At 55.7% G+C, this 25059-nt stretch carries 29 protein-coding genes; 10 read left to right on the forward strand and 19 right to left on the reverse strand.

The features are described from left to right. Positions 1-26 precede the first annotated feature (26 nt). Entirely contained in the window at positions 27-1538 is a 1512-nt protein-coding gene (locus ACZ5M3_RS04210) for a hypothetical protein (RefSeq protein WP_464840412.1), read from the forward strand. Positions 1539-1542: 4 nt separating this feature from the next. Further along, positions 1543-1923 carry a ribonuclease P protein component 4 gene (locus ACZ5M3_RS04215; RefSeq protein WP_464840413.1) on the forward strand — a complete coding sequence of 127 codons (381 nt, stop codon included), beginning with the start codon at positions 1543-1545 and terminating at the stop codon, positions 1921-1923. 50 nt (positions 1924-1973) lie between these two features. Here the strand turns inward: ACZ5M3_RS04215 and ACZ5M3_RS04220 are convergent, their stop codons facing one another. Both ACZ5M3_RS04220 and ACZ5M3_RS04225 read right to left on the reverse strand, forming a co-directional pair. Continuing rightward, positions 1974-3131, reverse strand: a complete 1158-nt coding sequence (locus ACZ5M3_RS04220) for a cell wall-binding repeat-containing protein (protein ID WP_464840414.1) — start codon at positions 3129-3131, stop codon at positions 1974-1976. Between the two features lie 229 nt (positions 3132-3360). Next, positions 3361-3930 carry a cyclase family protein gene (locus tag ACZ5M3_RS04225; protein WP_464840720.1) on the reverse strand — a complete coding sequence of 190 codons (570 nt, stop codon included), beginning with the start codon at positions 3928-3930 and terminating at the stop codon, positions 3361-3363. A gap of 143 nt (positions 3931-4073) precedes the next feature. Between ACZ5M3_RS04225 and ACZ5M3_RS04230 the strand changes: the two genes are divergently transcribed. Together ACZ5M3_RS04230 and tsaA are read left to right on the forward strand one after the other, a co-directional pair. Then, positions 4074-5339 carry an adenosylhomocysteinase gene (locus tag ACZ5M3_RS04230; RefSeq protein WP_464840721.1) on the forward strand — a complete coding sequence of 422 codons (1266 nt, stop codon included), beginning with the start codon at positions 4074-4076 and terminating at the stop codon, positions 5337-5339. 38 nt (positions 5340-5377) lie between these two features. Beyond that, positions 5378-6031: a tRNA (N6-threonylcarbamoyladenosine(37)-N6)-methyltransferase TrmO gene (gene tsaA / locus ACZ5M3_RS04235; protein WP_464840415.1), complete on the forward strand. Its 654-nt coding sequence runs from the start codon at positions 5378-5380 to the stop codon at positions 6029-6031. Here the strand turns inward: tsaA and ACZ5M3_RS04240 are convergent. Together ACZ5M3_RS04240 and ACZ5M3_RS04245 are read right to left on the reverse strand one after the other, a co-directional pair. Next, positions 6023-6592, reverse strand: a complete 570-nt coding sequence (locus tag ACZ5M3_RS04240; protein WP_464840416.1) for an HD domain-containing protein — start codon at positions 6590-6592, stop codon at positions 6023-6025. The genes tsaA and ACZ5M3_RS04240 overlap by 9 nt on opposite strands. Before the next feature lie 2 nt (positions 6593-6594). Then, positions 6595-6909 carry a GTP-binding protein gene (locus ACZ5M3_RS04245; RefSeq protein ID WP_464840722.1) on the reverse strand — a complete coding sequence of 105 codons (315 nt, stop codon included), beginning with the start codon at positions 6907-6909 and terminating at the stop codon, positions 6595-6597. 49 nt (positions 6910-6958) lie between these two features. On the opposite strand from ACZ5M3_RS04245, the gene ACZ5M3_RS04250 reads away from it, so the two are divergent. Beyond that, entirely contained in the window at positions 6959-7516 is a 558-nt protein-coding gene (locus ACZ5M3_RS04250; protein ID WP_464840417.1) for an Era-like GTP-binding protein, read from the forward strand. Here ACZ5M3_RS04250 and ACZ5M3_RS04255 read toward each other — a convergent pair. The 3 genes from ACZ5M3_RS04255 to ACZ5M3_RS04265 are packed head-to-tail and all read right to left on the reverse strand — an operon-like array spanning position 7513 to position 9472. Then, positions 7513-7917 (reverse strand): secondary thiamine-phosphate synthase enzyme YjbQ, encoded by a 405-nt coding sequence (locus tag ACZ5M3_RS04255; RefSeq protein ID WP_464840418.1) that lies wholly within the window; start codon positions 7915-7917, stop codon positions 7513-7515. The genes ACZ5M3_RS04250 and ACZ5M3_RS04255 overlap by 4 nt on opposite strands. After that, complete coding sequence (locus tag ACZ5M3_RS04260) at positions 7917-8210, reverse strand: hypothetical protein (protein WP_464840419.1); 294 nt, start codon at positions 8208-8210, stop codon at positions 7917-7919. The genes ACZ5M3_RS04255 and ACZ5M3_RS04260 overlap by 1 nt, the downstream gene beginning before the upstream one ends. Next, a complete protein-coding gene (locus ACZ5M3_RS04265) occupies positions 8189-9472 on the reverse strand; it encodes a prenyltransferase (protein WP_464840420.1) in 1284 nt (427 codons plus the stop codon). Before ACZ5M3_RS04265 ends, ACZ5M3_RS04260 begins: the two co-directional genes overlap by 22 nt. A 120-nt stretch (positions 9473-9592) precedes the next feature. On the opposite strand from ACZ5M3_RS04265, the gene ACZ5M3_RS04270 reads away from it, so the two are divergent. Beyond that, on the forward strand, positions 9593-10693 hold the full coding sequence (locus ACZ5M3_RS04270) for a TRM11 family SAM-dependent methyltransferase (protein ID WP_464840421.1): 1101 nt from the start codon (positions 9593-9595) through the stop codon (positions 10691-10693). Here the strand turns inward: ACZ5M3_RS04270 and ACZ5M3_RS04275 are convergent. After that, a complete protein-coding gene (locus ACZ5M3_RS04275) occupies positions 10690-11118 on the reverse strand; it encodes a CoA-binding protein (RefSeq protein WP_464840422.1) in 429 nt (142 codons plus the stop codon). The genes ACZ5M3_RS04270 and ACZ5M3_RS04275 overlap by 4 nt on opposite strands. 68 nt (positions 11119-11186) lie before the next feature. Here ACZ5M3_RS04275 and ACZ5M3_RS04280 point away from each other — a divergent pair, with 68 nt between their 5' ends. Beyond that, entirely contained in the window at positions 11187-11624 is a 438-nt protein-coding gene (locus ACZ5M3_RS04280) for a hypothetical protein (RefSeq protein WP_464840423.1), read from the forward strand. On the opposite strand, the gene ACZ5M3_RS04285 is transcribed toward ACZ5M3_RS04280, so the two are convergent. Together ACZ5M3_RS04285 and ACZ5M3_RS04290 are read right to left on the reverse strand one after the other, a co-directional pair. Then, complete coding sequence (locus tag ACZ5M3_RS04285; RefSeq protein ID WP_464840424.1) at positions 11596-11991, reverse strand: NfeD family protein; 396 nt, start codon at positions 11989-11991, stop codon at positions 11596-11598. The two genes, ACZ5M3_RS04280 and ACZ5M3_RS04285, sit on opposite strands and share 29 nt — an antisense overlap. A 2-nt stretch (positions 11992-11993) precedes the next feature. After that, positions 11994-12641, reverse strand: a complete 648-nt coding sequence (locus tag ACZ5M3_RS04290) for a M48 family metallopeptidase (protein ID WP_464840425.1) — start codon at positions 12639-12641, stop codon at positions 11994-11996. 38 nt (positions 12642-12679) lie between these two features. On the opposite strand from ACZ5M3_RS04290, the gene ACZ5M3_RS04295 reads away from it, so the two are divergent. Together ACZ5M3_RS04295 and ACZ5M3_RS04300 are read left to right on the forward strand one after the other, a co-directional pair. Beyond that, the gene (locus ACZ5M3_RS04295) at positions 12680-13480 is read left to right on the forward strand and encodes an SPL family radical SAM protein (protein WP_464840426.1); all 801 of its coding nucleotides are present in this window, start codon (positions 12680-12682) and stop codon (positions 13478-13480) included. A 99-nt stretch (positions 13481-13579) separates the two neighbouring features. Beyond that, a complete protein-coding gene (locus ACZ5M3_RS04300) occupies positions 13580-14809 on the forward strand; it encodes a glycosyltransferase family 87 protein (protein ID WP_464840427.1) in 1230 nt (409 codons plus the stop codon). Between the two features lie 179 nt (positions 14810-14988). Here ACZ5M3_RS04300 and ACZ5M3_RS04305 read toward each other — a convergent pair whose 3' ends face one another. Beyond that, the gene (locus tag ACZ5M3_RS04305; protein ID WP_464840428.1) at positions 14989-15621 is read right to left on the reverse strand and encodes a diacylglycerol/polyprenol kinase family protein; all 633 of its coding nucleotides are present in this window, start codon (positions 15619-15621) and stop codon (positions 14989-14991) included. 87 nt (positions 15622-15708) lie between these two features. Here ACZ5M3_RS04305 and ACZ5M3_RS04310 point away from each other — a divergent pair, with 87 nt between their 5' ends. Continuing rightward, positions 15709-16416, forward strand: a complete 708-nt coding sequence (locus ACZ5M3_RS04310; RefSeq protein WP_464840429.1) for a hypothetical protein — start codon at positions 15709-15711, stop codon at positions 16414-16416. Here the strand turns inward: ACZ5M3_RS04310 and ACZ5M3_RS04315 are convergent. The 8 genes from ACZ5M3_RS04315 to ACZ5M3_RS04350 all read right to left on the reverse strand — a co-directional run bounded on the left by ACZ5M3_RS04315 (position 16373) and on the right by ACZ5M3_RS04350 (position 24996). Next, a complete protein-coding gene (locus ACZ5M3_RS04315; protein ID WP_464840430.1) occupies positions 16373-17716 on the reverse strand; it encodes a glycerate kinase type-2 family protein in 1344 nt (447 codons plus the stop codon). The two genes, ACZ5M3_RS04310 and ACZ5M3_RS04315, sit on opposite strands and share 44 nt — an antisense overlap. A gap of 22 nt (positions 17717-17738) precedes the next feature. After that, the gene (locus ACZ5M3_RS04320; RefSeq protein ID WP_464840431.1) at positions 17739-18752 is read right to left on the reverse strand and encodes a TrmB family transcriptional regulator; all 1014 of its coding nucleotides are present in this window, start codon (positions 18750-18752) and stop codon (positions 17739-17741) included. Between the two features lie 9 nt (positions 18753-18761). Next, a complete protein-coding gene (locus ACZ5M3_RS04325; RefSeq protein ID WP_464840432.1) occupies positions 18762-19865 on the reverse strand; it encodes an ABC transporter ATP-binding protein in 1104 nt (367 codons plus the stop codon). A 9-nt stretch (positions 19866-19874) separates the two neighbouring features. Continuing rightward, complete coding sequence (locus ACZ5M3_RS04330; protein WP_464840433.1) at positions 19875-20708, reverse strand: carbohydrate ABC transporter permease; 834 nt, start codon at positions 20706-20708, stop codon at positions 19875-19877. Further along, a complete protein-coding gene (locus ACZ5M3_RS04335; RefSeq protein ID WP_464840434.1) occupies positions 20705-21556 on the reverse strand; it encodes a carbohydrate ABC transporter permease in 852 nt (283 codons plus the stop codon). The genes ACZ5M3_RS04330 and ACZ5M3_RS04335 overlap by 4 nt, the downstream gene beginning before the upstream one ends. Before the next feature lie 9 nt (positions 21557-21565). After that, positions 21566-22852: an ABC transporter substrate-binding protein gene (locus ACZ5M3_RS04340; RefSeq protein ID WP_464840435.1), complete on the reverse strand. Its 1287-nt coding sequence runs from the start codon at positions 22850-22852 to the stop codon at positions 21566-21568. 120 nt (positions 22853-22972) lie between these two features. Further along, positions 22973-23986, reverse strand: coding sequence for a Gfo/Idh/MocA family protein (locus ACZ5M3_RS04345; protein WP_464840436.1), 1014 nt, complete (start codon positions 23984-23986; stop codon positions 22973-22975). Beyond that, positions 23983-24996: a Gfo/Idh/MocA family protein gene (locus ACZ5M3_RS04350; RefSeq protein WP_464840437.1), complete on the reverse strand. Its 1014-nt coding sequence runs from the start codon at positions 24994-24996 to the stop codon at positions 23983-23985. Before ACZ5M3_RS04350 ends, ACZ5M3_RS04345 begins: the two co-directional genes overlap by 4 nt. Positions 24997-25059 lie beyond the last annotated feature (63 nt).

Consider the following 25059-nt stretch of genomic DNA (forward strand, 5'->3'; position numbering starts at 1 on the left):
ATAAATCTTGCGGTCGATGGGTGTTGATGATGGAGGAGCTGATTGAACTGCTGAGGCTTGAGAGGACGAGAGAACCGCTCAGTCCAGGGAAGCGGCTCAGGGAGTTCCAGATGAGAATCCAGCGGCTCAAAAACGGGGATGAAATTGAGATAGCCGGTTTCCTGCTGGGCAGAAGGCCGCCCCACGCGCCGGCGGATGCTCTCTACTATATGCTCTCTCCCCTGTCACCATCCGAACTGGCTTCCCTGGGCCGTGAGACCTTCCGCACGTACCTGGTTATCAGGGCAACGGAAAAGACGGCAATATCCGGGAGGGCAAAACCCGGGAGCTACGTTCTCGTGAGGGGTGTTATCGATGCCTACCACTGGGGAAGCCTAAGGATGGTTCACGCGTCCAGCATCGAGGGGCGGGACTACTCGGAGTACTGGAAGGACTATCGCGAGTTTGCGCTCAGCAGGCAAGAAGTCCTGGATCTGTTTGAAAGAACGGTTTATCTGCGAGATGATATGCGAAAAGCCCTCATCTACTCGATATACGGCGTCCCGTACATACCGGGGGAGGAGTGGGGCGAGGGGTTCGAGTTCACGGTGTTCAAATACAGGGAGAATTCCGGACTTCTGGCCCTCTGGAAGGCCCTGAAGTACTTCTACTCAAGCCTTCCCTGGGAGGTCCGCCTCACCAGAAAAAGGGTTCTTGAAATAGACGACCCCTCCTTCGGCATAGATTTCAGGCTCGGAAACCCCAATGGAAGCGACATGGTGTACTACACGCCGTCAACGAAGAGGGGCACCGTCAGCCTGCCCAAGTGGGTCGCCGAAAGAATACTGAACAAGCGGGCTATCGGCCTGCTCCCCAAAAACGTCGACGCCAATCCCCTCGACAGGATGGCGAGGATCTCGGAGACACCCTTTGTTCTCCTGCCCTCCGAGGAAAAGCCTTACTTCGAGGGAAACAGGGAGTTCCTTCAGCTCATACCGAACCTTCTCGTCACCGTCTTCACCCAGAGGGAAAAGCTGGGATCGCTTGACCGAAAAAAGAGCCGTGTCGTTGAGGAGGAATTCCTGAAGTGGCTCAGGGAATCGCGGGACGACTATGGAGACCCCTTCAGGGCTTTAACTGCCCCCAGCGGCCCGATGAACATCAGGCTCAGGGTGGAGCTTGGCAAGAGGCTCTTTGGATCAATAGTCAGGTTCAACGGCAGGGCCACCAAAAGGGCCGCCAGAGACGTCAAGCTGATAAACGAGGCCATCGTAAACGACTGGATGGTCGTTCTCAGGGATCACCCCTCGGAGATGATAAAGCTCCTTAGAGAATACCGCATGTACGTCCCGGGAACCCTCAAAGCCCAGAGGGCGCTGGAGATACTCCACGACCTGGCCTCGGTGAGCCCTTCGAACGAGGTGACGAGGGAAGACTTCGTTCGTGAACTGGTCAGGGACGGCTTCTCAGAAGGAGAGGCCTCAGAGCTCCTTGAAAGGTTTATAGCGGCGGGATACGTATATGAACCGTTCCCGGGAAAACTCAGGCTGATAGGGTGATGGCATGTCAAAGAAGTTCATCCGCCAGAGGGAGCAGAGGGAAAAGCGCAGAATCGCCCGTGAGAGGGTAAACGTCCTCTTTACCCTCGCAGAGCGGGTTTTTCCCCACGAGCCAGAGCTGGCCAACCGCTATGTTGAGATAGCCCTCGCGGTCCAGCAGAAGGCCAGAATAAGGATGCCGAGGAAGTGGAAAAGGAGGTACTGCAAAAAGTGCCACTCCTTCCTCGTCCCGGGCAAAAACGCCCGTGTGAGGTTAAGGAGCAGACCATATCCCCACGTCGTAATCAAGTGCCTCAACTGCGGCCACATCATGAGGTACCCATACATCAGGGAGCAGAAGAAGAGGAGAAGGGAGAGGCAGAAAGGAGCTGATTCAAGCCCCTGATTTTAGCTCCCATACCGGGGGTTGGTGGTGCCCAACGTGTATTGGCCTATTCACGGCCGTGATGGGCGCATTCCGTGGGTCTTCTGGGCGCTGTCTCTGATGGCCTGCCTTCCGTTCTGGTAGGCGTCCCGTATCATGGCCTTTATCCGGTTCATGAGTTCCTTGGCCTCATCGTACTGGCCGTTCTGAACCGCGACCTTGAGCTCCTCCATCAGGGCGGTGATTGAGCTGACGTCTATTCCTGCCCTCTCCATGACACTTATCTGGGCCTCCAGCTTGGCCATCTCACGCTCAAGGGCAACTTTTTTGTTAATCTCCATCATCGCCTTCATTTCACCGTTCGCCATCTTGAGGCCGAACTCCGTCTGGACCTGAAGTTCGAGTATCAGCTGGTAGGCGTAGGTGTAGTTGCCGGCCTGTACGGCCTGGTTGGCCTTCTCCATTGTCATTTCCATGACCCTGACCTGCTGCATGAGCTGGGTGGAGTTGGTTTCGTTGGCTATTTCCTCTATCGTCCTGACCCTCTCCCTGACCTGAACCATCAGCTGAAGAACCGTCTCCCTGGTGACGCTGACCTGAACCTCCTCAGCGGTGCAGTTGCACTCGCGGAGCTGCTCCTTAACGCGCTCCATGACCCTCTCAGATGCCTGCGTTTTGACCATGGTGGCCGTTTTCACCCGGAGCTTCTCCATGACTCCAGTGACGTTGGTGCTCTTGTTGACGTAGATTATCACTGCTCCATTCTGAACCGCGAGCTGAAGGGCGTTCTTTATGGCCAGGCTGTCGTTTCCAGCAGCTATGACACTCCCGTTGAACTGTAGCTGGAACTCCACCCTCGCCCTTTCCATTGTTATGAGGTTGGTTTGGTATCTGTTCTGGCCGCCCCAGCGTTCGACGGTGATTCCAAGCTCCTGAAGGTCTGAAACGTACTGTTCAACGACCGCATCAGGCCCGCCGATTATTATCACCTCATCCGGAGCATAACTCATGATCTCCGCCGTCACGTTCGGGTCATAAGCACCCCAAGTCGTCGTGACAACAACCGCACCCGTCACATTAGCCAAATACTCAGCAATGGCGCCATCAGCCTCGTTGTCACTCACCAGAATCACCGTGACGCTGGTGGCGGCGCTGACGCCCTTGGATGTCAGGGGCATTCCTATAATCAGCAACCCAAAGAGGATTGCCATCACTTTTTTCCACATCATGGCACTCCACCCAGTGTTTTTCTATGAAAAAAGCAATATTTAAGCTTTTTTCACGAAATCGTCTATTTATATTGTCGATTGTTCAGAAAAAAGCTCTGAGAGAGGGTTTTTCTTCTTTAACCGTTAACGAAGGTTTCACAACGTTTAACTGCGTTTAATCCCGGACAGATAGGGAGGAACAGCCACACAAAGGGTCAACGTCAGCTGGATTAGAAAACAAACGTGAATCTCACTCCATAAATGCCACAGCCCTCACCGGACTCCCCGAACCGCCCTCTATCTTAAGGGGGAATGCCATGAACGTAAACTCCCTGCCCGTGAGAAGTTCCAGGTTGACCAGGTTCTCGAACACGGGCACCTCCTCACTGAGGAATATTCTGTGAACGGCATCGTCCCCTATGCTCATGGAATCAGTGCCCACGGCTTTAACTCCCTCGGCAACAAGAAACAGCGCAACCTCCGGCGAGAGCTCCCTTCCCCCGGTTAGGAACAGCACCACCCTGTCAAAGTAGCCTTCATCCGGAATCTCGTCCAAGCGCACCGTGCCGTTTCCGTTCCTGACGTCCACCACCATGCCCTTTCCCACAAACCTGTCCAGGGGCATTTCGTCAATGGTCTTTCCCCCGGGGATGAAGTGCGCCGGGGCATCAACGTGTGTCCCCGAGTGCTCACCCATCTTCAGAACGTTCATGTAGTAGCCGTCCCTCTCGATAACCGCCCAGAGCCTAACGCTCACAGGCGGATCATCCGGGTAGACTGGGGTATCATCCGAGAGGGGCATCGAAAGGTCGACTATCATGGGAACACCAACCTTTCTAGCAACTTCCACCTAAAAACCTTTTCTGAGTATGCTGAGTTTTGTGGGCCTATCAGTTCCAAAGACACAAAATTGGTAACCCAAGGGTTTTAAGGGGCAGCCCCAATGCTTCACCGGTGATGAGTATGGACTGCACGAAGGATTACTGTGTTAAGGATATATCGCTCGCCCCAAGTGGGGAGAAAAAGATAGACTGGGTATCCCGCTTTATGCCGGTTCTCCAGCACATAAGGGCCGACTTCGAGAGAAAGAAGCCCTTCAAGGGCGTCAGGATAGCCACAACGCTCCACCTTGAAATGAAGACGGCCTTCCTGCTCCTTACGCTCAAAGCCGCCGGTGCGGAGGTCTCGGCGGCGGCGAGCAACCCCCTCTCGACACAGGACGATGTGGTGGCGGCACTGGCAAAGGCGGGGGTCAAGGTCTACGCAATAAGGGGGGAGGACAGGGAGCAGTACTACGAGTTCATGCACAGGGCGCTCGATATAGAACCGAACATCATCATAGACGACGGTGCCGACATGATAAGTACCCTAATGCGGGAGAGGCAGGAGCTTGTCGATGGGGTCTGGGGCGCGAGCGAAGAAACCACGACCGGCGTGATAAGGCTCCGCGCCATGGAGAAGGACGGCGTTCTGAAGTTCCCGATAATAGCGGTGAACGACAGCTACACCAAATACCTGTTCGACAACCGCTACGGAACCGGCCAGTCGACGTGGGACGGAATCCTTAGGACAACGAACCTCCTCATAGCCGGGAAGAACGTCGTCGTTGTTGGCTACGGCTGGTGCGGAAGGGGCATAGCGATGCGTGCGAGGGGCCTCGGCGCTACCGTCATAGTCGTCGAGGTCGACCCGATAAGGGCTCTGGAAGCGAGGATGGACGGCTTCCTCGTCATGGATATGAAGGAGGCGGCGAAGGTAGGCGACATCTTCGTTACCTCCACGGGGGACATCAACTGCATACGCAAAGAGCACTTTGAGGTCATGAAGGACGGGGTGATCCTCGCCAACGCCGGCCACTTCGACGTCGAGATAAGCAAGCCGGACCTCAAGGAGCTCGCGGTTGAGATAAGCGAGCCCAGGCCGAACATAACCGAGTACAAGATGGCGGATGGAAGGAGGCTCTACCTGCTCGCGGAGGGCAGGCTCGTGAACCTCGCGGCGGCCGACGGCCACCCGGCCGAGATAATGGACATGAGCTTCGCCCTGCAGGCAAAGGCGGCCGAATACATACGGAACAACCACGAGAAGCTTGAACCGAAGGTCTACGTGCTCCCGAGGGAGATAGACGAGATGGTCGCCCGCATAAAGCTCGCCTCGATGGGGATAAAGATCGAGGAGCTGACAGAGGAGCAGAGGAAATACATGGAGAGCTGGGAGCACGGGACCTGAGTCCCAATATTTTTCTTTTCACTCTGGAGGAACCGACAATGGACTTCGAACCCTTCAAACTCGTTCCCGTCGGCTACGTGAGGAAGGATGGGGAGACTCTAATTGAAATCCTCCCCGAGTTCGGAGAAGCCCTTGACGGCCTCGCCGAGGGCGACTGGATAAAGCTGATCCTCTGGTTTCACGCCAGCGACAGGCCGGAGAGGAGGAGCATCCTGAAGGTTCATCCCTACAACAACCCAGAGAATCCGCTCAGGGGAGTTTTCGCCACGCGCTCGCCGGTCAGGCCCAACCCCCTGGCCATATACGCGGTGAGGATAAACCGCATAGAGTGGAACAGGCTCTACATAGACTGGATAGACGCGATGGACGGAACGCCGGTTGTTGACATCAAGATACTTGTGGAGAGACTCGACTGCCCGGAGGAAACCCAGATTCCGGAGGAGGAACTCGATATCCCCTCATCGAGGCAGGTCGGGGAGGTCAACCTGATACCCCGGAAAAGCGAGCACCTCGACGAGCTGGAGGAAGTCCCTCCGGGGGAGTACGAGGCGCTGGTTCTTGAGCTGGGGCCGAAGACGACGACACTGACAGCAAAAGATCTGGTGGAGCTCCTCGAAGCCCTGATGGAAGTGTACGAGAACCTGCCGGTGGAAATAAAGGATAAGCTGAGGCCGCATCACGGCTCAACGTGAGGCCCGCGGCAGTTCCTTTCTCATTTCAGCCAGCTCTTCAACGAGCTCCCGGAAGTGTCCGTAGAACTCGCTTTCCCTGAGGGAATCAAGGGCGCTCCAGAACTCGTCGAGGTCATTGAAGCCGGCCATTTCGTACTCGAGTGCCTGAATCAGCATCTCCAGCTTGTCGGCGAACTTTACGAGCCTGCCCTCGGGGCTCAATCCCTCCTCGTACTCGCGCCAGAGCCGGAAGTACTCCCTTGGATTCGATGTCTTGATGAAAAGCTCCATCGCGGCCTTCTTCTCGGCCCTGCCCTTGTCAAGGTAGTACTGTGCGGTGAGAGGAATATCGGTGACCCTCGCCTCGGCGAGGTCGTGGAGAACCGCTATCCTGAGCGCCCGTTCAGCGTCTATCTCAATACCCTTCGCCCTCAGCTCGTCGGCCAGGAAGAGCGTGATGAGGGCGACGCGGTAGCTGTGGTCCGCTATACTCTCCGGGCTTGAAACGCCCCGGAGGAGCCAGCCGGTTCTTGGAAGTTTTTTCAGGTTTCCGGCTTCGATAAAAAGGTCGAGAATGGACATCTTCACTCCTCCGTCGTGAAAACGGCCCTTTCCGTTTCGATGGCGCTGGCCATTATGCAGTCACCGAGGAATCTGCCATAGACTTTCACCCACTCGCCCTTCCCCAGGCAGGGACTTCCCGAGAACTCCACCCTGAGGCCGGAAACTTTAAAGGTCGTCCTGTAACCAGGTAACTCCATGGGGAGGAACTCCACCAGGGGTTTGTCCTCTATGGTGCCCTCGATGACGACGTTCTTACCGCGAAAACTGCCGGAATTCAGCTCATCAACCGTAACGATGTAATAATAATGATGACCGAGTTTGACCCGCTTGGGCATGCTCATCACCTTTATAGGCCAGCCTTGTAAATATCTGTGGGGTGAGGGTATGATAAAGGTTGCGATTATAGGTGCCGAGAACGTCGGCAAGTCAACGCTCATGAACGCCCTCATAGGGGGTAAAATATCGGAGGTGGAGAACCTCCCCGGAACGACCAAGGGGACGATAAGACGGCGCTTCGGAAAGCTCAAGATACCGAAGAGCATGAAGAACCCCCTCGGGGGAGCCGATGAGTTCGTGCTCATAGACACCGCCGGTCTCTTTGACCCCCTGAGGGAGCTGAGGGGCAAGGTTCTGAGCGAGGAGAAGTTCCGGGAGATAATCGACGAGATAGTCTCCTCAGACATAGTCATCCATATGGTCGACGCCACCGTCGGCCTGCACAGGGGCATGGAAAAGCTCCACCACATGCTTAAGTTCCGCTACGAGAAGCCGATAATCGTTGTGATCAATAAGATAGACCTCGTCCCTCCGGAGAGGGTGGAAGAGATAAGGCGGACAATAAAGAAGCGCCTTGAGCAGGACGCGATACCCCTCTCCCTGGTCACGTACGAGGGGTTCAACGAGCTGATCAGGAGGCTGGCGTACTACGCCCAGTACGTCTAGCACCTGCAGATCTTCACCAGGACCTTTCTGTGCCTCGGCCCGTCCAGCTCGATGAAGAGGATCCTCTGCCAGGTTCCGAGGAGCAGCTCGCCGTTCTCTATCGGGACGACGACCTCAGGGTTCAGAAAGAGGGCCGCCCTGAGGTGCGAGTGGGCGTTGCTGTCTATGCGGTCGTGGGCATAGCCCGCCCCTCTGGGAACAAGCTCTTTCATCTTTGCCCTGATGTCCTCCAGCAATCCGCCCTCGTTCTCGTTTATCACCAGTCCCGTCGTGGTGTGGGGGGTAAAAACGACCGCGATGCCGCTGGTAACGTCGCTCTTCCACACCAGGTGCTGGATCTCGTCGGTTATGTCAACGATCTGAAACTTCTCCTCCGTGGGAACCTTAACCTCAAACAGCATCAGCCCCACCGGGTGAGGTTTTTCTTGATTTCCAGCAGAAGTTTGTCCGGGGAGTCCAGGGAACCGGAAACAGTCGCTCTGAGGAGAACGGCCGTTTCATACGCATCTATGAGGTCTTTCCTGCCCTTCTCCACGACCTCCGTGCGGAGGGTTCTGTATATCTCTTCAACCGCGTCTCTGAAGAGCACCTCGTCGGAGTACAGTTCCCTGTTCGTCAGAAGGATAGTGATGAGGTAACTGACGAAATCGACCCTGTCCTCTTTTCTGCCTATCAGTGCCTTGAGCCGTTCCATGACCTGACCCTCCCCGGAAGCTCCTGTTCCAGGGCCTTAATGAGTATCTCCGAGACGAGAATCGAGGAGAACCTCGGGTTTCTGACTTCAAGCGCAGCGTCTATAGCCTTCTCGACCTCCCCCCTCTTAACGAGGTGGTGGGCGATATCGGCCATTATTATCGAACGCAACCGCTCATTCCGAATCAGGTTCCCTATCTTCATTGCCCCCTCCAGCTCGCCCCTGATAACGTAGTAGCGGGCGATTTTAGCCCAAACTTCCTCACTGGTTGTGCCGTTCCCTAAGGCCCGTACAATTGCCCAGCTGCCTTTTTCGGGCTTCTCAAGGATTTTGTTCATCACGGCCTTTCCGGCAAGGGCCACCTCCTCCTCATTCATGGCCGAGATGAAGTTCGGGAGAACGTCATGATCCCTCTCAAGGAGCTCCAGGGCTATCTCCACCAGTATTGTCTCCCTGTTGTCGAGACGCCTGATAAGGTCGAGGGCGGGCGTGCCTTCACCGCTGAGGGCAAAGACGAAGGCAAGCTCCACCGTGAAGTCATTTCCAAACTTCTCAATGAGGTCGTTGGCCACGGCCTCAAGCGTGTCTATGTAGTGGCCGAGAACCTCCTTTTCCTTCAGGTAGAAGGCAACTTCCTTAAAGGCCTGTCTGGCCCAGTCCCTGATGCCTATTTCTCTGAGGAGGGATATGGCGTTCTCGTAGCTCTCCAGGAAGAGGTAGGCCTTTATAAGCTCCAGCATTGCCTTGGAGCGGTGGGGCTCGGAATCGATGTAGTCCACAATGAGCTTGCTCTTCCTGAGTCTGTAGGCCACCTTCAGGCGCTCCTTTCCGATCATGCGCGTGTTCGTGCGGAGGATTTGGAGAAGCATCTCGTTCCTGGCCCTGCGGTTCTCTATCTCCAGGGCATAGGTTATGGCTTCGTTTACATCCCCGAGGGCCAGCATGTACGCCGCGGCGCTCTGCATGAGCATGTCCCGCTGGGGCGCTGGAAGTACTTTGGAGTCCTCCAGAACCCCCAGGTATATCCTTTTCGCCGACTTAAGCCCCGCTTTCCCCATGGAGTAACCGACGGACAGCAGGGCGCGAAACATCGTCACGGGATCATCTATCTCCTTGGCAGTCTCAACGGCACGAAGAAATGCGGTTCTGTACAGGTTGTTCCTGGCCTTGGCTAATCTCTCACCAATTTTAGCATATGTTGCAGATTTTATATATGGGTCTGGGATTACCTCAACGGATGCCAGCACCTCTTTGGCAATCATACGACATATCCCCCGCAGGATTGTAGATTTTACCTAAACTCCCGCTTAACATATTACGCGCTTCTTCTTATTAACCTAACCCTCGGAACGTTTTTAAGAACCGGTGTGGAGTGAACGACTATGTACGCTGTGATATTCGGAAAAAATCCCCGTCTGAGTGAGGCAGAGTTTCACGCGTTCGCGAAAAGATTTAACCTGAAAGTGAATATTATCGGGACAGACCGTGACTGGATGGTATTTGACTCAAGCCCGAAGGTCGAGAGATACTTCCACTGGCTCGGCGGTTCTCTGAAGCTCGTGAGGATTGTTGGCGAAGGGGAGGATGCGATAGGCGACCTCGAATACGCGAGGCTCTTCACGGTCAGCCTCTACGGTGAGGGCGACTGGAGGTTCTGGCGGAAGCTGGGGAGCGCAATAAAGAGAGAGTTCAAGGCGGAAGGCCCTTCAAAGTTCTTCAAGCCGGCAAAGACCTACGCGATGCCGGCGGAACTCATCCTCAAAGGCTTCCCAGAAACCAGGGACTTTGTATTTCTTTTCCGCGAGGATGGAAGCTTCTGGGTCGGTGAGACTGTTAAGGCTGCCGACCCCTTCGAGCTGAAGAAGCTCGATGTCGAGAGGCCGGTTCAGAGGCCCATCCTTTCTATCCCGCCCAGGCTCGCGAGGATAATGGTGAACCTGACGGAGGTGAGAAAAGGTTCGTTCCTGGACCCCTTCTGCGGCATAGGGACGATAGTCCAGGAGTTCGTCCTGCAGGGGCTGAACGCCTACGGAAGCGACCGCGATCCCGAGAGGATACGGGACGCCAAAAAGAACCTCGCCTGGCTGAGGAAGGAGTTCCGGCTCAAGAACTCGGCCCACCTTGAGGTCTGTGACGCGAGGAAGCTCAAGAGGTGCTTCCGCCAGAGGTTCGACGCTGTAGTTACGGAGCCGTACCTCGGAAAGCCCCTCAAGAGGAACCCGAGCAGGGGGGAGGCGATAAAGCTCGCCAACGAGCTGGACCGCTTTTATTATTCGGTCTTCGAGAGCTTCGCCGACGTCCTGAAGAGGAACGGAAAAGTGGTCTTCGTCTTCCCGGCCTACAGGCTGAGCGGAGGAGGAATATACAGAAAAGAAAGGAAGTGGCTCGGGAAGCTCGGCTTTGAGGTTCTGGGGAGATACACGGACTACGAGGAGAGGCACAAACTCGTCAGGGACATCCACGTGCTGAGGTATCGGGGTTAGCCGATAAGCCTCTCGTGCTCCTGCTTTATGCAGCGGTGGGCAACCGCGATTAAGCCCGCTTCCTTGGCCTTTTTGAACGCATCCCTGCTGTAGGTGTTGAACTGGAACCAGACGACCTTCGCACCATTCTCTATCGCCTGCTCGACGTAGTCCATCGTGAACTCCGGCCTTACAAAGAGGTCGACTATCTCGACGTCATCGGGGACATCGAGAACGCTCGGATAGCACTTCCTTCCAAGGACTTCACCGTAGCGCGGGTTTACAGGATAGACCTCGTAGCCGTGTTCGAGGAGGTAGCGCATGACGTCGTTGGAGGCGCGCTCCGGCTTTGGAGAGGCCCCAACGAGGGCTATCTTCCTGTACTTCGTAAGGATTTCTCTTATGTCGTCATCACTAAGCCTGTCAACCGGCATCGTCCTTACCATCGTACCACCAGTCCGTGTTCCACCTCAAAGCTTAAATGAATATCCCTTCAAGAGGGAACGGTGATGCCATGGCCCTCTATGAGGAGAGGATTTCAAGCAGGGGATTCAGGGTTTTTCTGTTCCTGCTGATACTGCCAATGCTATTCAGCCTCTACGCCACGTACAGGGCAGGTGAAGGGTTTGAGTTCATGCTCCTCGTAACAGTTCTCGTCCTGGCGACGCTTGCTGACGGGATGGAGATGAGGATTGAGATAGACGAGCGGGAAGTCAGGATAAGGGGGCTTCTGGGGATACTGATCAGGAAGACCGTCAAAATAGAGAACATCGCCAGCTTCTCGGTTGCCGAGGGCTGGATGGGCTGTTCCGGAACGGTCCACTTCAACCTTCCAGCCAAGGGCTGTATAATGCTGAGACAGAAAAAGGGATGGACGGTTTCGTTCACTACGAATAACCCGGAGGAAGTCGCGAGGGTTCTGGCTACCCTCGGCGTTCCACGAGAACCTTAGTGCCCCGAACTGAGATTATCCTGACTTCCTCTCCCCTTTTGGCGGTTCCGTTTAAGCATTCCGCCTTCCAGAGCTCACCATCGAGTTTAACGACCCCCTCGGGGGAGAGGTCTTCCACAACCAGAGCCGTTCTCCCCACCAGCCTCTCAGGGCCGGCCTCCGGCCTCTTGTCCGCCCCACCGCCGAGAACGAAGGGCGCTATCAGAAAGTCTTTGGCCAGAAGAAGGGACATCACAAGCAAGCCCGCCCAGAGGGGTACTTCAACGCCTATTTCAGGGAGTATCAGAAAAATGAAAACACCAACGATGATCTCATCGGCCATCAGTGCGAGGAGCTTGAGGATGTTGCCGGCCCTTATACGCCACATCCCTAGATCCCACCAGCCAACCACTTCCAGTGGGGGTTCAGCTCGGTTATCGTCCACCACCTCTTAAGCTCCTTTCTTGCGGTTTTGTAGCCGGGGTAGAACTTGCCCACAAGCTCCCAGAAAGCCCTGGAGTGGTTCATGTACTTCAGATGCGCCAGCTCGTGGATTACCACGTACTCCCTAAGCTCGGGTGGAACCGAGACGAGACGGACGTTGAAGTTCAGGTTTCCCCTGGGAGAACAGCTCCCCCAGCGGCTCTTCTGGTGGCGGATGTAGATCTTTCCCGGCTGGATGCCCATCTTTTCGGAGTACTCATCCACGAGGGGGAGTAGCTCCTTCCTGAGGAGCTTCTTGAGGCACGAGAGAACCTCCTCCCTGCTGGGTGAAAGGAAGACCGTCTTGAACCTCGTGTGCACCTTGGCCCTCCTGCCCTGAATAACCTGGTAGAACTCGCCGTTGATGGGAAAACCCTCCTCAGCGACCTCTTTCAGGCCCTCTATCTCGGCCAGCTTTCCCTCGAGCCAGCCCCTGTGCCTCTCAATCAGGCTATCGACGTCGAACCCGTCCGGGGCGGTGACCAGGACCGTTCCGTCCGGCCTCACCTCAAGCCTTGCATACTTGACCGGCCGACGGCGAACCCTCAACCTCATGCCGCTCACCTTTTAAGGAGAATGGATAAAAAGCCCTTATGAAGGTTCGGGTTATAAAGAGGCGCGCCAGGAGCATCTACACCAAATCGAAGATCCCGGGCGTTGAGTGGGCGCTCAACCAGTACGTCGGCTGTGCCTTCGCATGCGAGTACTGCTACGCCGGGTTCCTGACCAGGTGGAGGGACTACGGGAAATGGGGGAGCTGGGTCGAGGTGAAGACCAACGCGCCCGACCTGGCGAGGAGGCATGTTTCTGGGAGCGTCGTCATGTCGACAGTGAGCGACCCCTACCAGCCGATAGAGGGCGAGCTGAAGCTGACGAGGCGGGTTCTCCGGTACATGGACAAGAGGAACGAGCTGTCCATTCTGACGAAGTCGCCGCTCGTTACGAGGGACATTGACCTCTTCAAGCTCTTCGACCGCATAGAGGTTGGCCTCACGATAAACGGCTTCAGGGGAAAGGAGAAGGCGCTCTTCGAGCCCCTTACACCTCTCCACGGGGCGAGGGTGAGCGCACTGAAGGAGCTGAAGGAAGCCGGCCTCAAGACCTACGTCTTCGTGAGCCCTATAATCCCAGAACTAACTGACGTTTCTGCCGTGGTGAAGGACACCCGGGACTTCACCGACTACTACTTCTTCGAGGTTCTCAATCTCCGCGCGGCAGGCAGGGAGTTCCAGAGGCTCCTCCGTGAGGAGTACCCGGAGAGCTACGCAGTTCTGACGGATGATGAGAGGTTTGGAGAGTTCCTGTGGGGGCTGAAGAAGGAGATTAAAAGCCTCAGCGTGAAAGCCGAGGGGATAGAAACCCACCGGAGGGGCTGGGAGTTCGTGGAGCTTTAAATGCCTTCGGAGTCGAGTCTTATCCACTTTAGCTAGATAGGGAGGCCTAATGGGATGCGCTTCAGAAGGTTTAAAAACTTGGAGAATCCTCCCGAAACTATGGAGGGCCCCATCTTCTTTAAAATTCACGATCTACGGTGGCTCGTTCTGGTAGCGGTGGTAGTTAACCTGTCACTGGTGTTTGTTGGCTATTACTATCTTGACACCCACGTTCTCGCCATCTCAGCGAAAAAGTTCGCGGAAAGCGGGATAACCCCTTACGAATGGTGCAAGGAAGAGTTGTGCAATCCCGACTACCGGTGGTACGCATATCCACCGCTACCCTTCCTAATCGTGGCTCCTTTTTACACCCTCAACCCCGGCCCGCTGGCCGAAAGGTTGTTTGTGAAGATACCAGCCCTCCTCGGGATGGTTATTCTAACTCATGCCCTAACAAAGCTTGGATGGGACAGAAGAAAGGTCTTAATCTTTGTATGGCTTAACCCCTACTTTCTCTACACCGCCACGCTGAGGGGCAACTTTGATGCTCTGTGCATATCCCTGATGCTGGAGTCCTATCTTTACCTGAGAGAGGGAAGAACCCTTTTAGCGGGGATTCTCGGGGCCCTTTCAGTGCTGACGAAGCAGTACACTGCCGTAATCTTGCTCCCCCTGCTCCTTCCAACGAAATCCCGAAGAAAATTCGCCGAATACGCCCTTTCAGCGTCTGCTGTTGCGTTTCTCGTAGCCGGACCCTTCTTCCTTAAAAGCCCTGAAGGCTTTATGAATTCAACTCTGATGTTCCACCTTGGTAGAGCTCCTTCAAACTACGGCTTTCTGGGCCTCAAGATGCTCGGAGGTGCAATATACAACATCTGGAACGATCTAACCGGTCACCGCATAGACCTGGCCTCTCAACCAGTACCCCCAGGTACCCTGGCTCTAATAGGGGCCATTTTAACCCTTCCGCTCGTCATTGGGATGCTCAAGGTCATGGCAGACGCCGTTTTAGGTAGGAGAGGAAGTGGAGAAACGCTTAAACTAACGACGGCCCTCTTCCTCGGTTTCAGTAAAGTCGTGAACATTCAGTACTTTGCGCTTCTTGTATCATTGAATCTGAGCTTCATGGAGTGGATCCTCCTGGCACTCTCCGGCGCGGTGGTTCATATGGATCTGATCAAGTCCCTGATTCCGCTTCACGTAGCTCCTTCCACCCTCTGGATCCCCCCAGCCCACAGATTAGACGGGACGTGGGTCGATGGGCTGTCCAAGCTGATTGGTTTTGCCCTCTACCTGCCCGTCTTGAGAATTATCACGGAGCAGTTCGGGCGCCTGTGGAGCAAGCGATGAACGTGTCCTTCCTTCATCATCTCCAGTAGGCTGGCTCAATGATGCTCCCCCACCTAGTTCTCTGGAATCTTATGAGGATCCATCTGCCCGTGGGACTGAAGAAGGACGTAATGTCGTGGGAGTAAGGGCGGAGGGAATAGAGACCCACCAGGAGGGCTGGGAGTTCGTGGAGCCCTGATTCACCATGTCGGAGACAGCAGGGCACCCCCGTAGGCCAGCCAGAGCAGGAGCGCCGTTGAGAAGGGGACGGTGAACTCATCGTAGGCCGAGGACAGGGGGAGGCTTTCTAGGAGGGCAGCGACCAGCCCGATTCCCACAAGGAGGGCTGGAGGGGCGTCGAGATTGAGAACCCAGTGGCTTGCCCGGAGCGCAATCAGGGAGACCGCAAGCATTACGGCGCTCCCGATGAGGGTTTTTCTCCGGTTCCACGGGATTCTGGGCCCGCCGAGGAGCTGGCCGGCTATGGCGTTGCAGCAGTCGCCAAAGGTCGAAACCCACAGCGCCGAGAGAGCCGCTATTTTCGGAAAAACCGTGCAGATTATTCCCGCGGTGACCCAAAAGAGGAAGCTGCCGAGGTAGTTGTCCGCCTCGTCCTCCCTCGCCATCGTTCTGTAACTAAGGTCGGCTATGGGAACGGTAAGCTTCCAGCCGCGGAGGAGCTTGAGGTGCTGGAGCGTGTAGAGAGAGGCAAAAAACCAGACAACGGCGAGCGTAACCCACTTCGGGGCGAACACTATTATTGGGGCACCAAGAATTCCCGGGAGGACGTGCCAGCCCTTTCTCACTAGCTCCCTCCGTGGAATACGGTTCATGATTTCACCCCATCACTGATTCCACACGCCCGTATTTATCGCTTTTTCTAGCGATAACTATAAAAGGGCATAATTATAAGGACATCCATGCAAGTAAGGTTTGAGAGGATCGTTTCCCTCGATGATGACGACGCCGGGAAAGTGGAGGGAACCGTACTCGGGCTGAGATTTGTACACTACATTCAAGGCGCGAATGGGGAAATCTGGGACTACGTGCCGAGATATATCAAAGAACGCTATGAAACCCACTTTTATCTGATAGACTTTTCAGAGAAGAGCTTTCTAATCGCTTCAACGGTTCCCCTGAATATCCCAATCACAGGCAGAGGAGTTCTATCGGTGGAGGGAAGCAGAAAATCCGTCGCCAGAAGGCTAAGGCTACATCTCATGGATCCACTGAACAGGAAGGTCAAACTCCAGAGAACCATCGGCCTGAACATCACATCACTCCTGGTTCTGGTTCTCCTCGGGGGAGTTCTCCTGTGGTTAAACATATACATCTTTGCACTAACTCTTCTGATATTGATCCTCGGATCACTTCCCGGAAACTCCAAAGTCTCCATCCGACGCGGGGATAGGATTATGATTTTCAAGAAAAATAAAAGGGCATACAGAACGGCCTCTCTGCTCGCTGGAATGCTTTATCTCGTGCCCGTCGTAAAAACCTTCCAGGAAATATTCAGAGACGCCAAGGACATTCGGGTTTTCGCGGCGCTCCTTTTGGTGAGCACTCCGGTGATAATCCTCGCCCTCATGATTCTGTATTTCCGGAGGGAGTGGCGGGATCTCGTATGACGGCAACCACCAGCGAGTTCACGTTGGTCCCTGTCGGCCCGGTCTTGAGGAGCGCGCCGGCCTTTTCGAGGGCGTGATAGGTGTCGTGCCCTTTCAGAGCCTCCTCGACGTCCACTCCTGCTCCCCGAAGAATCTCAAGAGTCCCTCCGTCCACGATTCCACCGGCGGCATCGGTCGGCCCGTCCGTTCCGTCGGTGTCCACGGCCAAAACCACCGCGTTCAGCCCGTCTATCTTCCTGGCAACGCTCAGGGCGAACTCCTGGTTCGGCCCGCCGAGGCCGGTTTCTCCTTCAATCGTCACCGTCCACTCGCCACCCGCTATAAGAACGGCCGGCTTTGGAACCGGACGGTCATATCTGGCCACCTCCTGGACTATCGAGCCCACAGCGAGTGCCACCTCCCTGGCCTCGCCTTCAAGGGTCGTGGTCAGCAGCAGGGCGTTGTAGCCGAGCTCCCTCGCCTTCGCCAGCGCGGCCTCACACGCCGTCCTGCCGCTTCCGACTATGAAGTTGTGGACGTTTGGGAGGCCTTCCTTGAGCGTCTCCTCGACCTCTCCCCTCAAACCGCGCTCTATATGGTTTTTCACGCTCTCCGGAAGGTTCTCCCAGACGCCGTAGAGCCTCAAAATCCTGTAGGCGTCACGAAAGGTGGTGGGGTCTTTCACTGTTGGGCCAGAGGCGATGGCCTCAAGCGGGTCGCCCACGACGTCCGAAAGGATGAGGCTTATCACAGTCCCCCTAACGCGCTTCGCCAGCTTGCCGCCCTTAACGGCTGAAATGTGCTTTCTCACGGTGTTTATTTCATATATCTTTGCCCCGCTTTTGAGTAAAAGCTCGTTCGTCCTGATCTTGTCCTCCAGGGTTATCCCTCTCTCGGGAAGAAGGAAGAGCGCAGAACCGCCACCTGAGATGAGGACAAGGAGAACGTCATCCTCTCCAACCTTCCCGGCCAGTTCGAGGCCGAGCTTTCCACCCAAAAGGGAGTTCTCATCCGGAACGGGATGGCCGGCCTCGATGATCTTCAGCCTCTCCATTTTGGGACAGTTCTCAGCGTAGCCGTACTTGGTGATTATTACGCCCTCCTCGATGCGCCCCCCGAGGAGGTCGGCGACGGCCCTTGCCATGGAGCACGCGGCCTTACCGAAGGCGAGGAGGTAGACCTTCCCGGACAGGGTAAACTCCTCCCCAGAAACGGTCAGGCGGTTCCCATCGACGTTAATGCTCCTCCTCACCGCCCGGTAGGGGTCGGCGCTTTCAATGGCTGCCCTCATAATGTCCAGTGCGGCCGTTCTAGCGTCCATCTCCCTCCCCCTGCAAAAGAATTCACTCAAAGAGGATAATGCGCTCGGCCTCTATGTCCTCCAGGGAAGCGTTCCAGCCGCCCACCACGTGCCTCTCACCATCTTCAGTCTCCACCGTTATGTTCGAGATGACTTTACCTTTGTCCTCGTAGAACTCAACGATCCTCCCCACGAGATGAACCGGTTCTCCCGAACGAACGAAGCGGCCGAAAACCTCCACCTTGGCGTTCTGAATGCTGAACCGCCGCAGGTCTGAAACAAGCTCCCTTATGTGGATGTACTCCCTCGGGAGCCTGAGTGCCCGCTCCTCCCTGTAAACGACCCTACCCGTTGGCCAGAGGGCATGGTAGAAGTAGCGGTCGAGCATGAAGAGGAGGTTGTTGTCGTGTATGACCAGCCCGTAGCCGTGGAGGGAACTGCCGGCAGTTAACGCCTCGTAGGGGAGATATATGCCCATGTCCCTGTCCTGAATTATGATTATGGGGTCAGGGACTTCACGCATGCGGATTTCTGTCGCGATGGGGGGCACCTCACCCTCGCCGTAAACGAAGAGGTTTATCCTCACGGAGTCCCTCTTCACGCCGAGGTCACCCTCAAGTCTATCGAGGAGCTCCATAGGCACTGCGATGCTGAGATGGAACCTGCTGTTCTTTATCGCCCGCCTGATGTACTCCTCCAGGGTTATCCTGCTCTTGACTACCGTGACGCTTCCGATTTCTCCCCGGGGGGTGTAGAGCTTCTCCAGGGCGGCCTTGAGGGTCTCTATCTTTTCATCGTAGCGCCTCTTTATGGCATCCATGACGCTGTCGGGGCTGAGGGGAATGACCTGCTTCGGCCGCCCCTGACTCGTCGTCACGAAACCCTTGGCCATGAGCGTTCTTATCACGTCGTATATTCTGGGCTGAGGAACCTTTGAGAGCGTCGCGAGTTCCCCCGCCGTGAGGGGGCCGTTCCTGATGAGGGTAAGGTACGCCCTAACCTCGTACTCGTTCAGGCCGAGCTCCTTGAGCAGGGACTTTATCTCTTTCTCCTCCATAGGCAGGCCTCAGATTATCGCTTTTTCGGTGGCCTTGTCGAAGATATGAAGGTTGTCAAGGTCGATCTCTATTTTAATCTTTTCCCCAATGGGTAATGGTATATGTCCGGGCAGCTTTATCTTGAGGATGTTCCCACCGACCTTGGCGTGCACTATGGTGTCCGTTCCAAGGGCTTCGATAAAATCGACGACCCCGTCTATCTCGACGCTCCTGGTCACGTGCTCCAGCGTGGATACCCCCTTCACTGTCATGTGCTCCGGCCTTATGCCCACCAGAACATCCTTCCAGATATAGTCAAGGAGTATATCCCTGAAGTCCTCGGGCAGGGGTATTTTGAAGCCGTCCCCTTCGAGGACTATGCCCCCGCTTTCCACAAGGCTGGCGTCCAGCAGGTTCATCTCAGGTGCGCCGATAAAAGTTGCCACGAAGACCGAGTTCGGCTTCAGGTAAACCTCCGTGGGGGGTCCTACCTGAAGGAGCCTCCCCTGGTTCATAACAGCTATCCTGTCTCCCATGGTCATTGCCTCGACCTGGTCGTGGGTGACGTATATCGTCGTGACGTTCAGCTTCGTCTGGAGCTTCTTTATCTCGGCGCGCATCGCCACCCTGAGCTTTGCGTCGAGGTTGCTTAAAGGCTCGTCCATGAGAAGGACGTCGGGCTCCACCACGATAGCCCTCGCAACAGCCACGCGCTGCCTCTGGCCGCCACTCAGCTGTCCCGGGTAGCGGTCGAGGAGCTCCTCTATCTGAAGCAGTTCGGCCGCCCACTTGACGCGCCGTTTTATCTCATCCTCGGGATACTTCTTCACTTTCAGGGGGAAGGCTATGTTGTCGAAGACCTTCATGTGCGGCCAGACGGCGTAGCTCTGAAACACCATCGAGATGTTCCTGTCCTTGGGGGGCAGGTACGTGACGTCCCTGTCCCCGAAGTATATCCTGCCCTCAGTGGGTGTCTCAAGACCAGAGATCATCCTGAGCGTTGTGGTCTTCCCGCAGCCGCTCGGCCCGAGGAGGACGAGAAACTCCCCGTCCTTTATTGTAAGTGTGAGATCCTTTACCGCCTCGAAGTCCCCAAACCTTTTGGTTATGCCATCAAGTTTGACCTCAACCATGGTAACACCTCACTTGAGCGTTATACCCCACATCGTGACCAGATACCTCCTGGCGAACAGGATGAACAGCATCGCCGGGAGGGTCATTATGAAGGCCGCCGCGAACTTGTAGTAGTCGGGGGCAGCACCACCACTTGAGCCTGCCATTATCGACAGTATCTGAGCCGGCAGGGTTCTGTTGTTCAGAGTGAGAATCGAGGCAACGAAGACCTCGTTCCAGCTCATGACGAAGGTGAACATCGCCGCCGCGGCAAGGCCGGGCATCGCCAGCGGCAGGGTTATCTTCCTGAAGGAGCCGAACCGGGTAAGGCCGAAGACCATCGCTGCCTCTTCGTATTCCGTCGAGACGCCGGCAAAAATGCTCGACGTTATGAGGACAACGAAGGGAAGCGCCATTGCAGCATGAGCGAGGGCGACACCGAGAAGCGTATCCGCGAGGTGCAGGTCGATATAGAGAACCAGCAAGGGTATCGCCATGACCGGAATCGGGAACATCCTGAGGGCGATTATAGAGAGCTTTATGTGATCCCTCCCGGGGAACATGTACTTGGATATCGAGTAGCCCGCAGGGACACCAAGAACGAAGCTTATCACGATGGTCATCACGGCCACCATTATGCTGTTCTTTATCCCATCCCATGCGCCGAGGGTGAAGAGTATGGTGTTGACGTACTCGGTGGTAAAGCTCGTGGGGATTATCTTTGTGGGGTCGTAGTAGTCAGCCTTGCTGGTGAATGCATAGAGGAAGGATATAACGATGGGTATCAGTATCCACACGACGGCCGTGAAGACGGCGGTGTAGAAACCTATCTTCTTGAGGGCGTACTTGGTCTCGTCGTTCATTCTCCCACCTCCAGGTACTCAGCGCGCAGGAATTTGATATAGAGGGCACCAAGCAGTATGGAGAGACCGGCTATGACGAGGGCATACACCGATGCCACGCCCGCATCTTTTATCTCCGTGAGCTGGTAGTAGCCTTCACCGGCGAGAACGGGGATGTCCCTGCCGGCCAGTATCCAGACTATACCGAATATCTGCATTGCGAAGAGAGTCCTTATTATGAGCGCGCTCTGTATGCTGGGCTTCAGGAGGGGCAGAACGATGCGCCTGAGCTTGGTCCAGTAGCTGGCGCCGAAGACCTCCGCGGCCTCAAGGTACTCCTTGCTTATCATCTGAAGGCCCGCAAGGATTATCACGAAGACTATCGCCGTGGAGCGCCACAGCTCCGCTATGACTATCGCAAAGAACTCCCTCATGCGGTACTCATAACCGAACATGTATATGGGCTGGGTTATAATGCCCAGGTTCATGAGGAGCTTGTTTATAAAACCGTAAGGGGAGAGCATGGAGTACCATATCAAACCGGCCGCCACGTCGCTTATAGTGAGGGGGATTATGAGGGCGTAGAGGGCGGCATCCTTACCCTTAAACACGCGGTTCATGAGGAGAGCAAGAACGACCGCGAGAGAGACCTGAATCGGGACTATAACACCAGCAAGAGCAATGGTATACTTAAACGCGCTCCAGAAGTAGTAATCACTAAACGTCCTCCTCCACACTTCAAGGGAGAGCGCCCCGTTCTGGGTGAATGCGAGGTACAGGGCCTGAATAAGAGGGTAACCGACAAAAAACAGCAGGTATGCAAAGGCGGGCAAAATTAAAAGATAGGGAACGAGAGAGCGCCGTTCCATGGCCATCCCTCACGGCACTGGCACACCAATGTCCTCGAAGAGCTTGACCAGGTCGGGCTTGATCTCCTTAGTAACGGTTGCTGGATCCTCGTTGTTGAGGACTATCCTCTCGAATGCCTGCTTGTAGTACTCCTTGAACTGTCCGCCCTTGTCTCCAAGGTTCGGTATCATGACGACGAGGGCGTCCTTGGTGCTGGCCTGCGCCTGGACTCCCTGGGCGAGTATCTTGAGCGGTCCCTCCGGCAGCTTTCCGCTCGCCTCCTCAACGGTCGGGAAGAATCCTGTCTTCTCAAGAACCTTGACCTGCGTGTCGGGCTGGGTCAGGTAGTCTATGAGCTTCCAGGCCTCCTCCTTGTGAGGCGCTCCCTTGGGTATGGCAAGGCCCGCAAGGACGACGATGAATCCCCTGCCTTTCGGCCCGCGCGGAACGGGAACAACGACGAACTGGTCCGGCTTGGTCTCGATGGCGTTCTTAATCCTCGCCGTGTGGTCCCAGGCTATCATGACCTCGCCCTTGAGGAGCGGGTCTGCCATGGCATCCCAGGTGGTGCTCGATGGGTGAACGTAAGGCCAGAGCTCCTTGAGGTAGTTCCACATCTCCACGGCCCCTGGGCTGTCGAATTCCTTGGCCTGATAGCCGGTGTAGCTCGGATAGATGTAGCCGTGGAGAAATCTGACGAAGAGTCCCTTTGGCCCGGCGGGGAAGCCGAGCTGCGGTTGACCGGTTGCTTCCTCCAGGTTCTTTGCCCACTGGAGGAGGGCGTCGTACGTCCACTTGTCTGTGCCCTTAATAACGTCATCCTTCGTGAGCCCAGCAGGGAGATACTTGAAGGCATCCTTGTTGACGACCATAACATAGGTAGCGCTCATCCAGGGCACGTAGACCTTCTGGCCGCGGATGTATGAGTACTGCTCAAAGGTGCTGATGAAGGTTCTTCCCTCAAGCTTGGGCATCTTGCTCAGGTCCTCAAGCCAGCCTTTGGAGGCCATGTAGTCCATACCACCGTGAAGGTCACCTATGACGTCGATGGTGACCTTTCCCGTCTGCATCTCGCCCTCAAGCCTCGTAACCATATCCGTGTAGGAGATGGGCACGAAGTTGACTTCGATGTTCGTGTCCGATGTAAAGCCCTTCAGAAGGTCTTCCTGAACGAAGGCCCTCTCCTCGGGCGGGTTCAGCTGTGTTGACAGAAACGTCACTGTCACCTTAGTCTCCCCTCCGGGGGAGATACAGCCGCTGGCCACCACTGCAAAAACCACAATACCGGCCAACAAAAGTCCAAACAACCTCTTCATGGGGCATCACCCGATACCTTAAGTAAGGTACTTCAACGAACTTATGTGAACAACATATATAAGATTTGTGTTTAAAACCACTGAAAGTGGTTGTATTTACACAAAAGTAAAAGTTTGAGATTAAAGCCTGGGCTTCACGGTTCTTCCCTTCCGGGAGGATTCGTAAGCCGCGAGGATTATGGCAAGATTCTTCTTGGCATCCTCCCCCGTTATGGGAATCTCCCGATCTTTGAGCACGGCCTCCGTGAAGGAGTTCACTATCCCCCTGACGTCCGGCCTGTCCCAGTATATCTTTTCGGCCCTGTCCTGATAGACCGTGAAGTCCGGATATGCGGTTCTGACGTCCAGAAAGCCCTCCCTGCCAACGAGGTAGTACTTTATCTCGATGCCGTAGGAGTAGCCCTTAGGATTGCCCCAGCCCGCGGTAAGAACCGCAAGAACACCCTTCCTGAACTCAAGGACGGCCGTCCCTATATCGTCCACCGGAAAGCCGTATATCTTGCTCCCTATGTCAGCGTAGACCTTCCTGGGCACGTCTCCGGTGAGCCAGAGGAGGGAGTCAACGCCGTGGGGCGCGGTGTCCATGAAGCCCCCGCCGCCCGACTTTCTGAGGTCCAGGAACCAGCCCATATCGAGCCCCTGAAGGAATATCGGCGGCCTGACGTTTTCAGAAATCGTTTGTATGTACTCCAGAGCACCTATCTCGCCGGCATCAATCATCTCCTTGGCCTTCCTGAGGGGATCGGTAAAGCGCGGGTTGAAGGGCAGCATGAGCTTGACCCCGGCCTTTTTGGCGGCCCTTATCACCTCATCCGCGTCCTTGAGGTTCAGGGCGATGGGCTTCTCAAGGAGTATGTGCTTGCCCTCCTCAGCTGCCCTGACGGCTATTTCCTTGTGTCTGTACGTCTCTATGGCAATGTAAACAGCCTCCACGTTTTCGTCCCTCAGGAGGGCCTCGTAGTTTCTGTAGAACCTCGCCCCGTACTTCTTAGCCTCCGCCCTTGCCACGTCAGAGTTCGAGCCGTCGCCGGATATGGCGACGAGCTTCGTTCTCCTGCCCCCCGCAATCACCGAGGCAAAACGAAGGGCATGCGGGTGGGCGTAGCTTATTATTCCGAAGCTGAGCTTCCTCATACCTCAACCACCTCCCCCTTCCGGGCGCTTTCCTTGGCCATCTCCGCAATCTTCAGCGCGACCAGGCCGTCCTCCGCCGTGACCACTGGCTCTTCCCTGCCCTTGATGCAGTTGAAGAAGTGTCTCAGCTCCCTCTCAAAGGCATCCGGGAAGGTCGACAGGAGCGGTGAGAAGCGGGGCATCTCGAAGTTGGCCTTGGCAACGCCGACCACCGGTGTGTCCAGAGGGGTGTAGCGTATCCTGCCGTTCTTTCCGATGATGTCAACGTGGTGGTAGAAGACGCCGTAGCGTGAGGGGTACGGGTACGCCCAGCTGACCTCCGCTATGCCCGTCTTCCCTCCCTCGAACGCTATCATCATCATGAAGTGGTCGAACGTTCCGTTCGCCCTTGCCTCCTCCTTGATGGACTTTCCAACGGCATAAACGCTCACCGGCTCGCTCTCGAAAAACCAGCGCAGGAAATCCGTGACGTGAACCCCCAGGTCAACGGCGACACCGCCGCTCCTGTTCTCGTCCCAGTACCAGTAGTCCTTCGGGAAGGGGAGGTTCTGGACTTCGGCCTTTCTGATGTGCATGGGGAGGATGTTGCGCTTCTTTATGACTTCCTTCATCTGGATCCACCTGAGGTCAAAGCGCCTTACATGGCCAACGAAGAGGTGCAGGCCCTCCTTTTCCGCGGTCTTTATCATTTTCTCGGCCTCTCTGACGGTGAGGGCTATCGGCTTCTCGACTATGACGTGCTTTCCAGCCTTAAGTGCCGCGAGGGCCAGCTCAGCGTGGGTGTAAGTTGGTGTGAGGATTTCCACGACGTCGAGGTCGATGTCAAGAAACTCATCAAGGCTCGTGAATGCCCTCGCCCCAAGCTCCTTGGCACCTTCCTTGGCTCTGGCCGCGTCTATATCCATGCAGGCAACGACCTTAATGCCCTCTATTCCCCCCAGCGCCTTCTTGTGGGCGAGGTTGAATATGTTTCCACAGCCTATCACTCCCACCTTCAGCTCCATGGGCATCGCCTGATTCCAGTACGGTCGAAAGGTATATAACCCTTTTCAAAATAAACCACTTTAAATGGT

Source organism: Thermococcus coalescens (genome assembly GCF_055392585.1).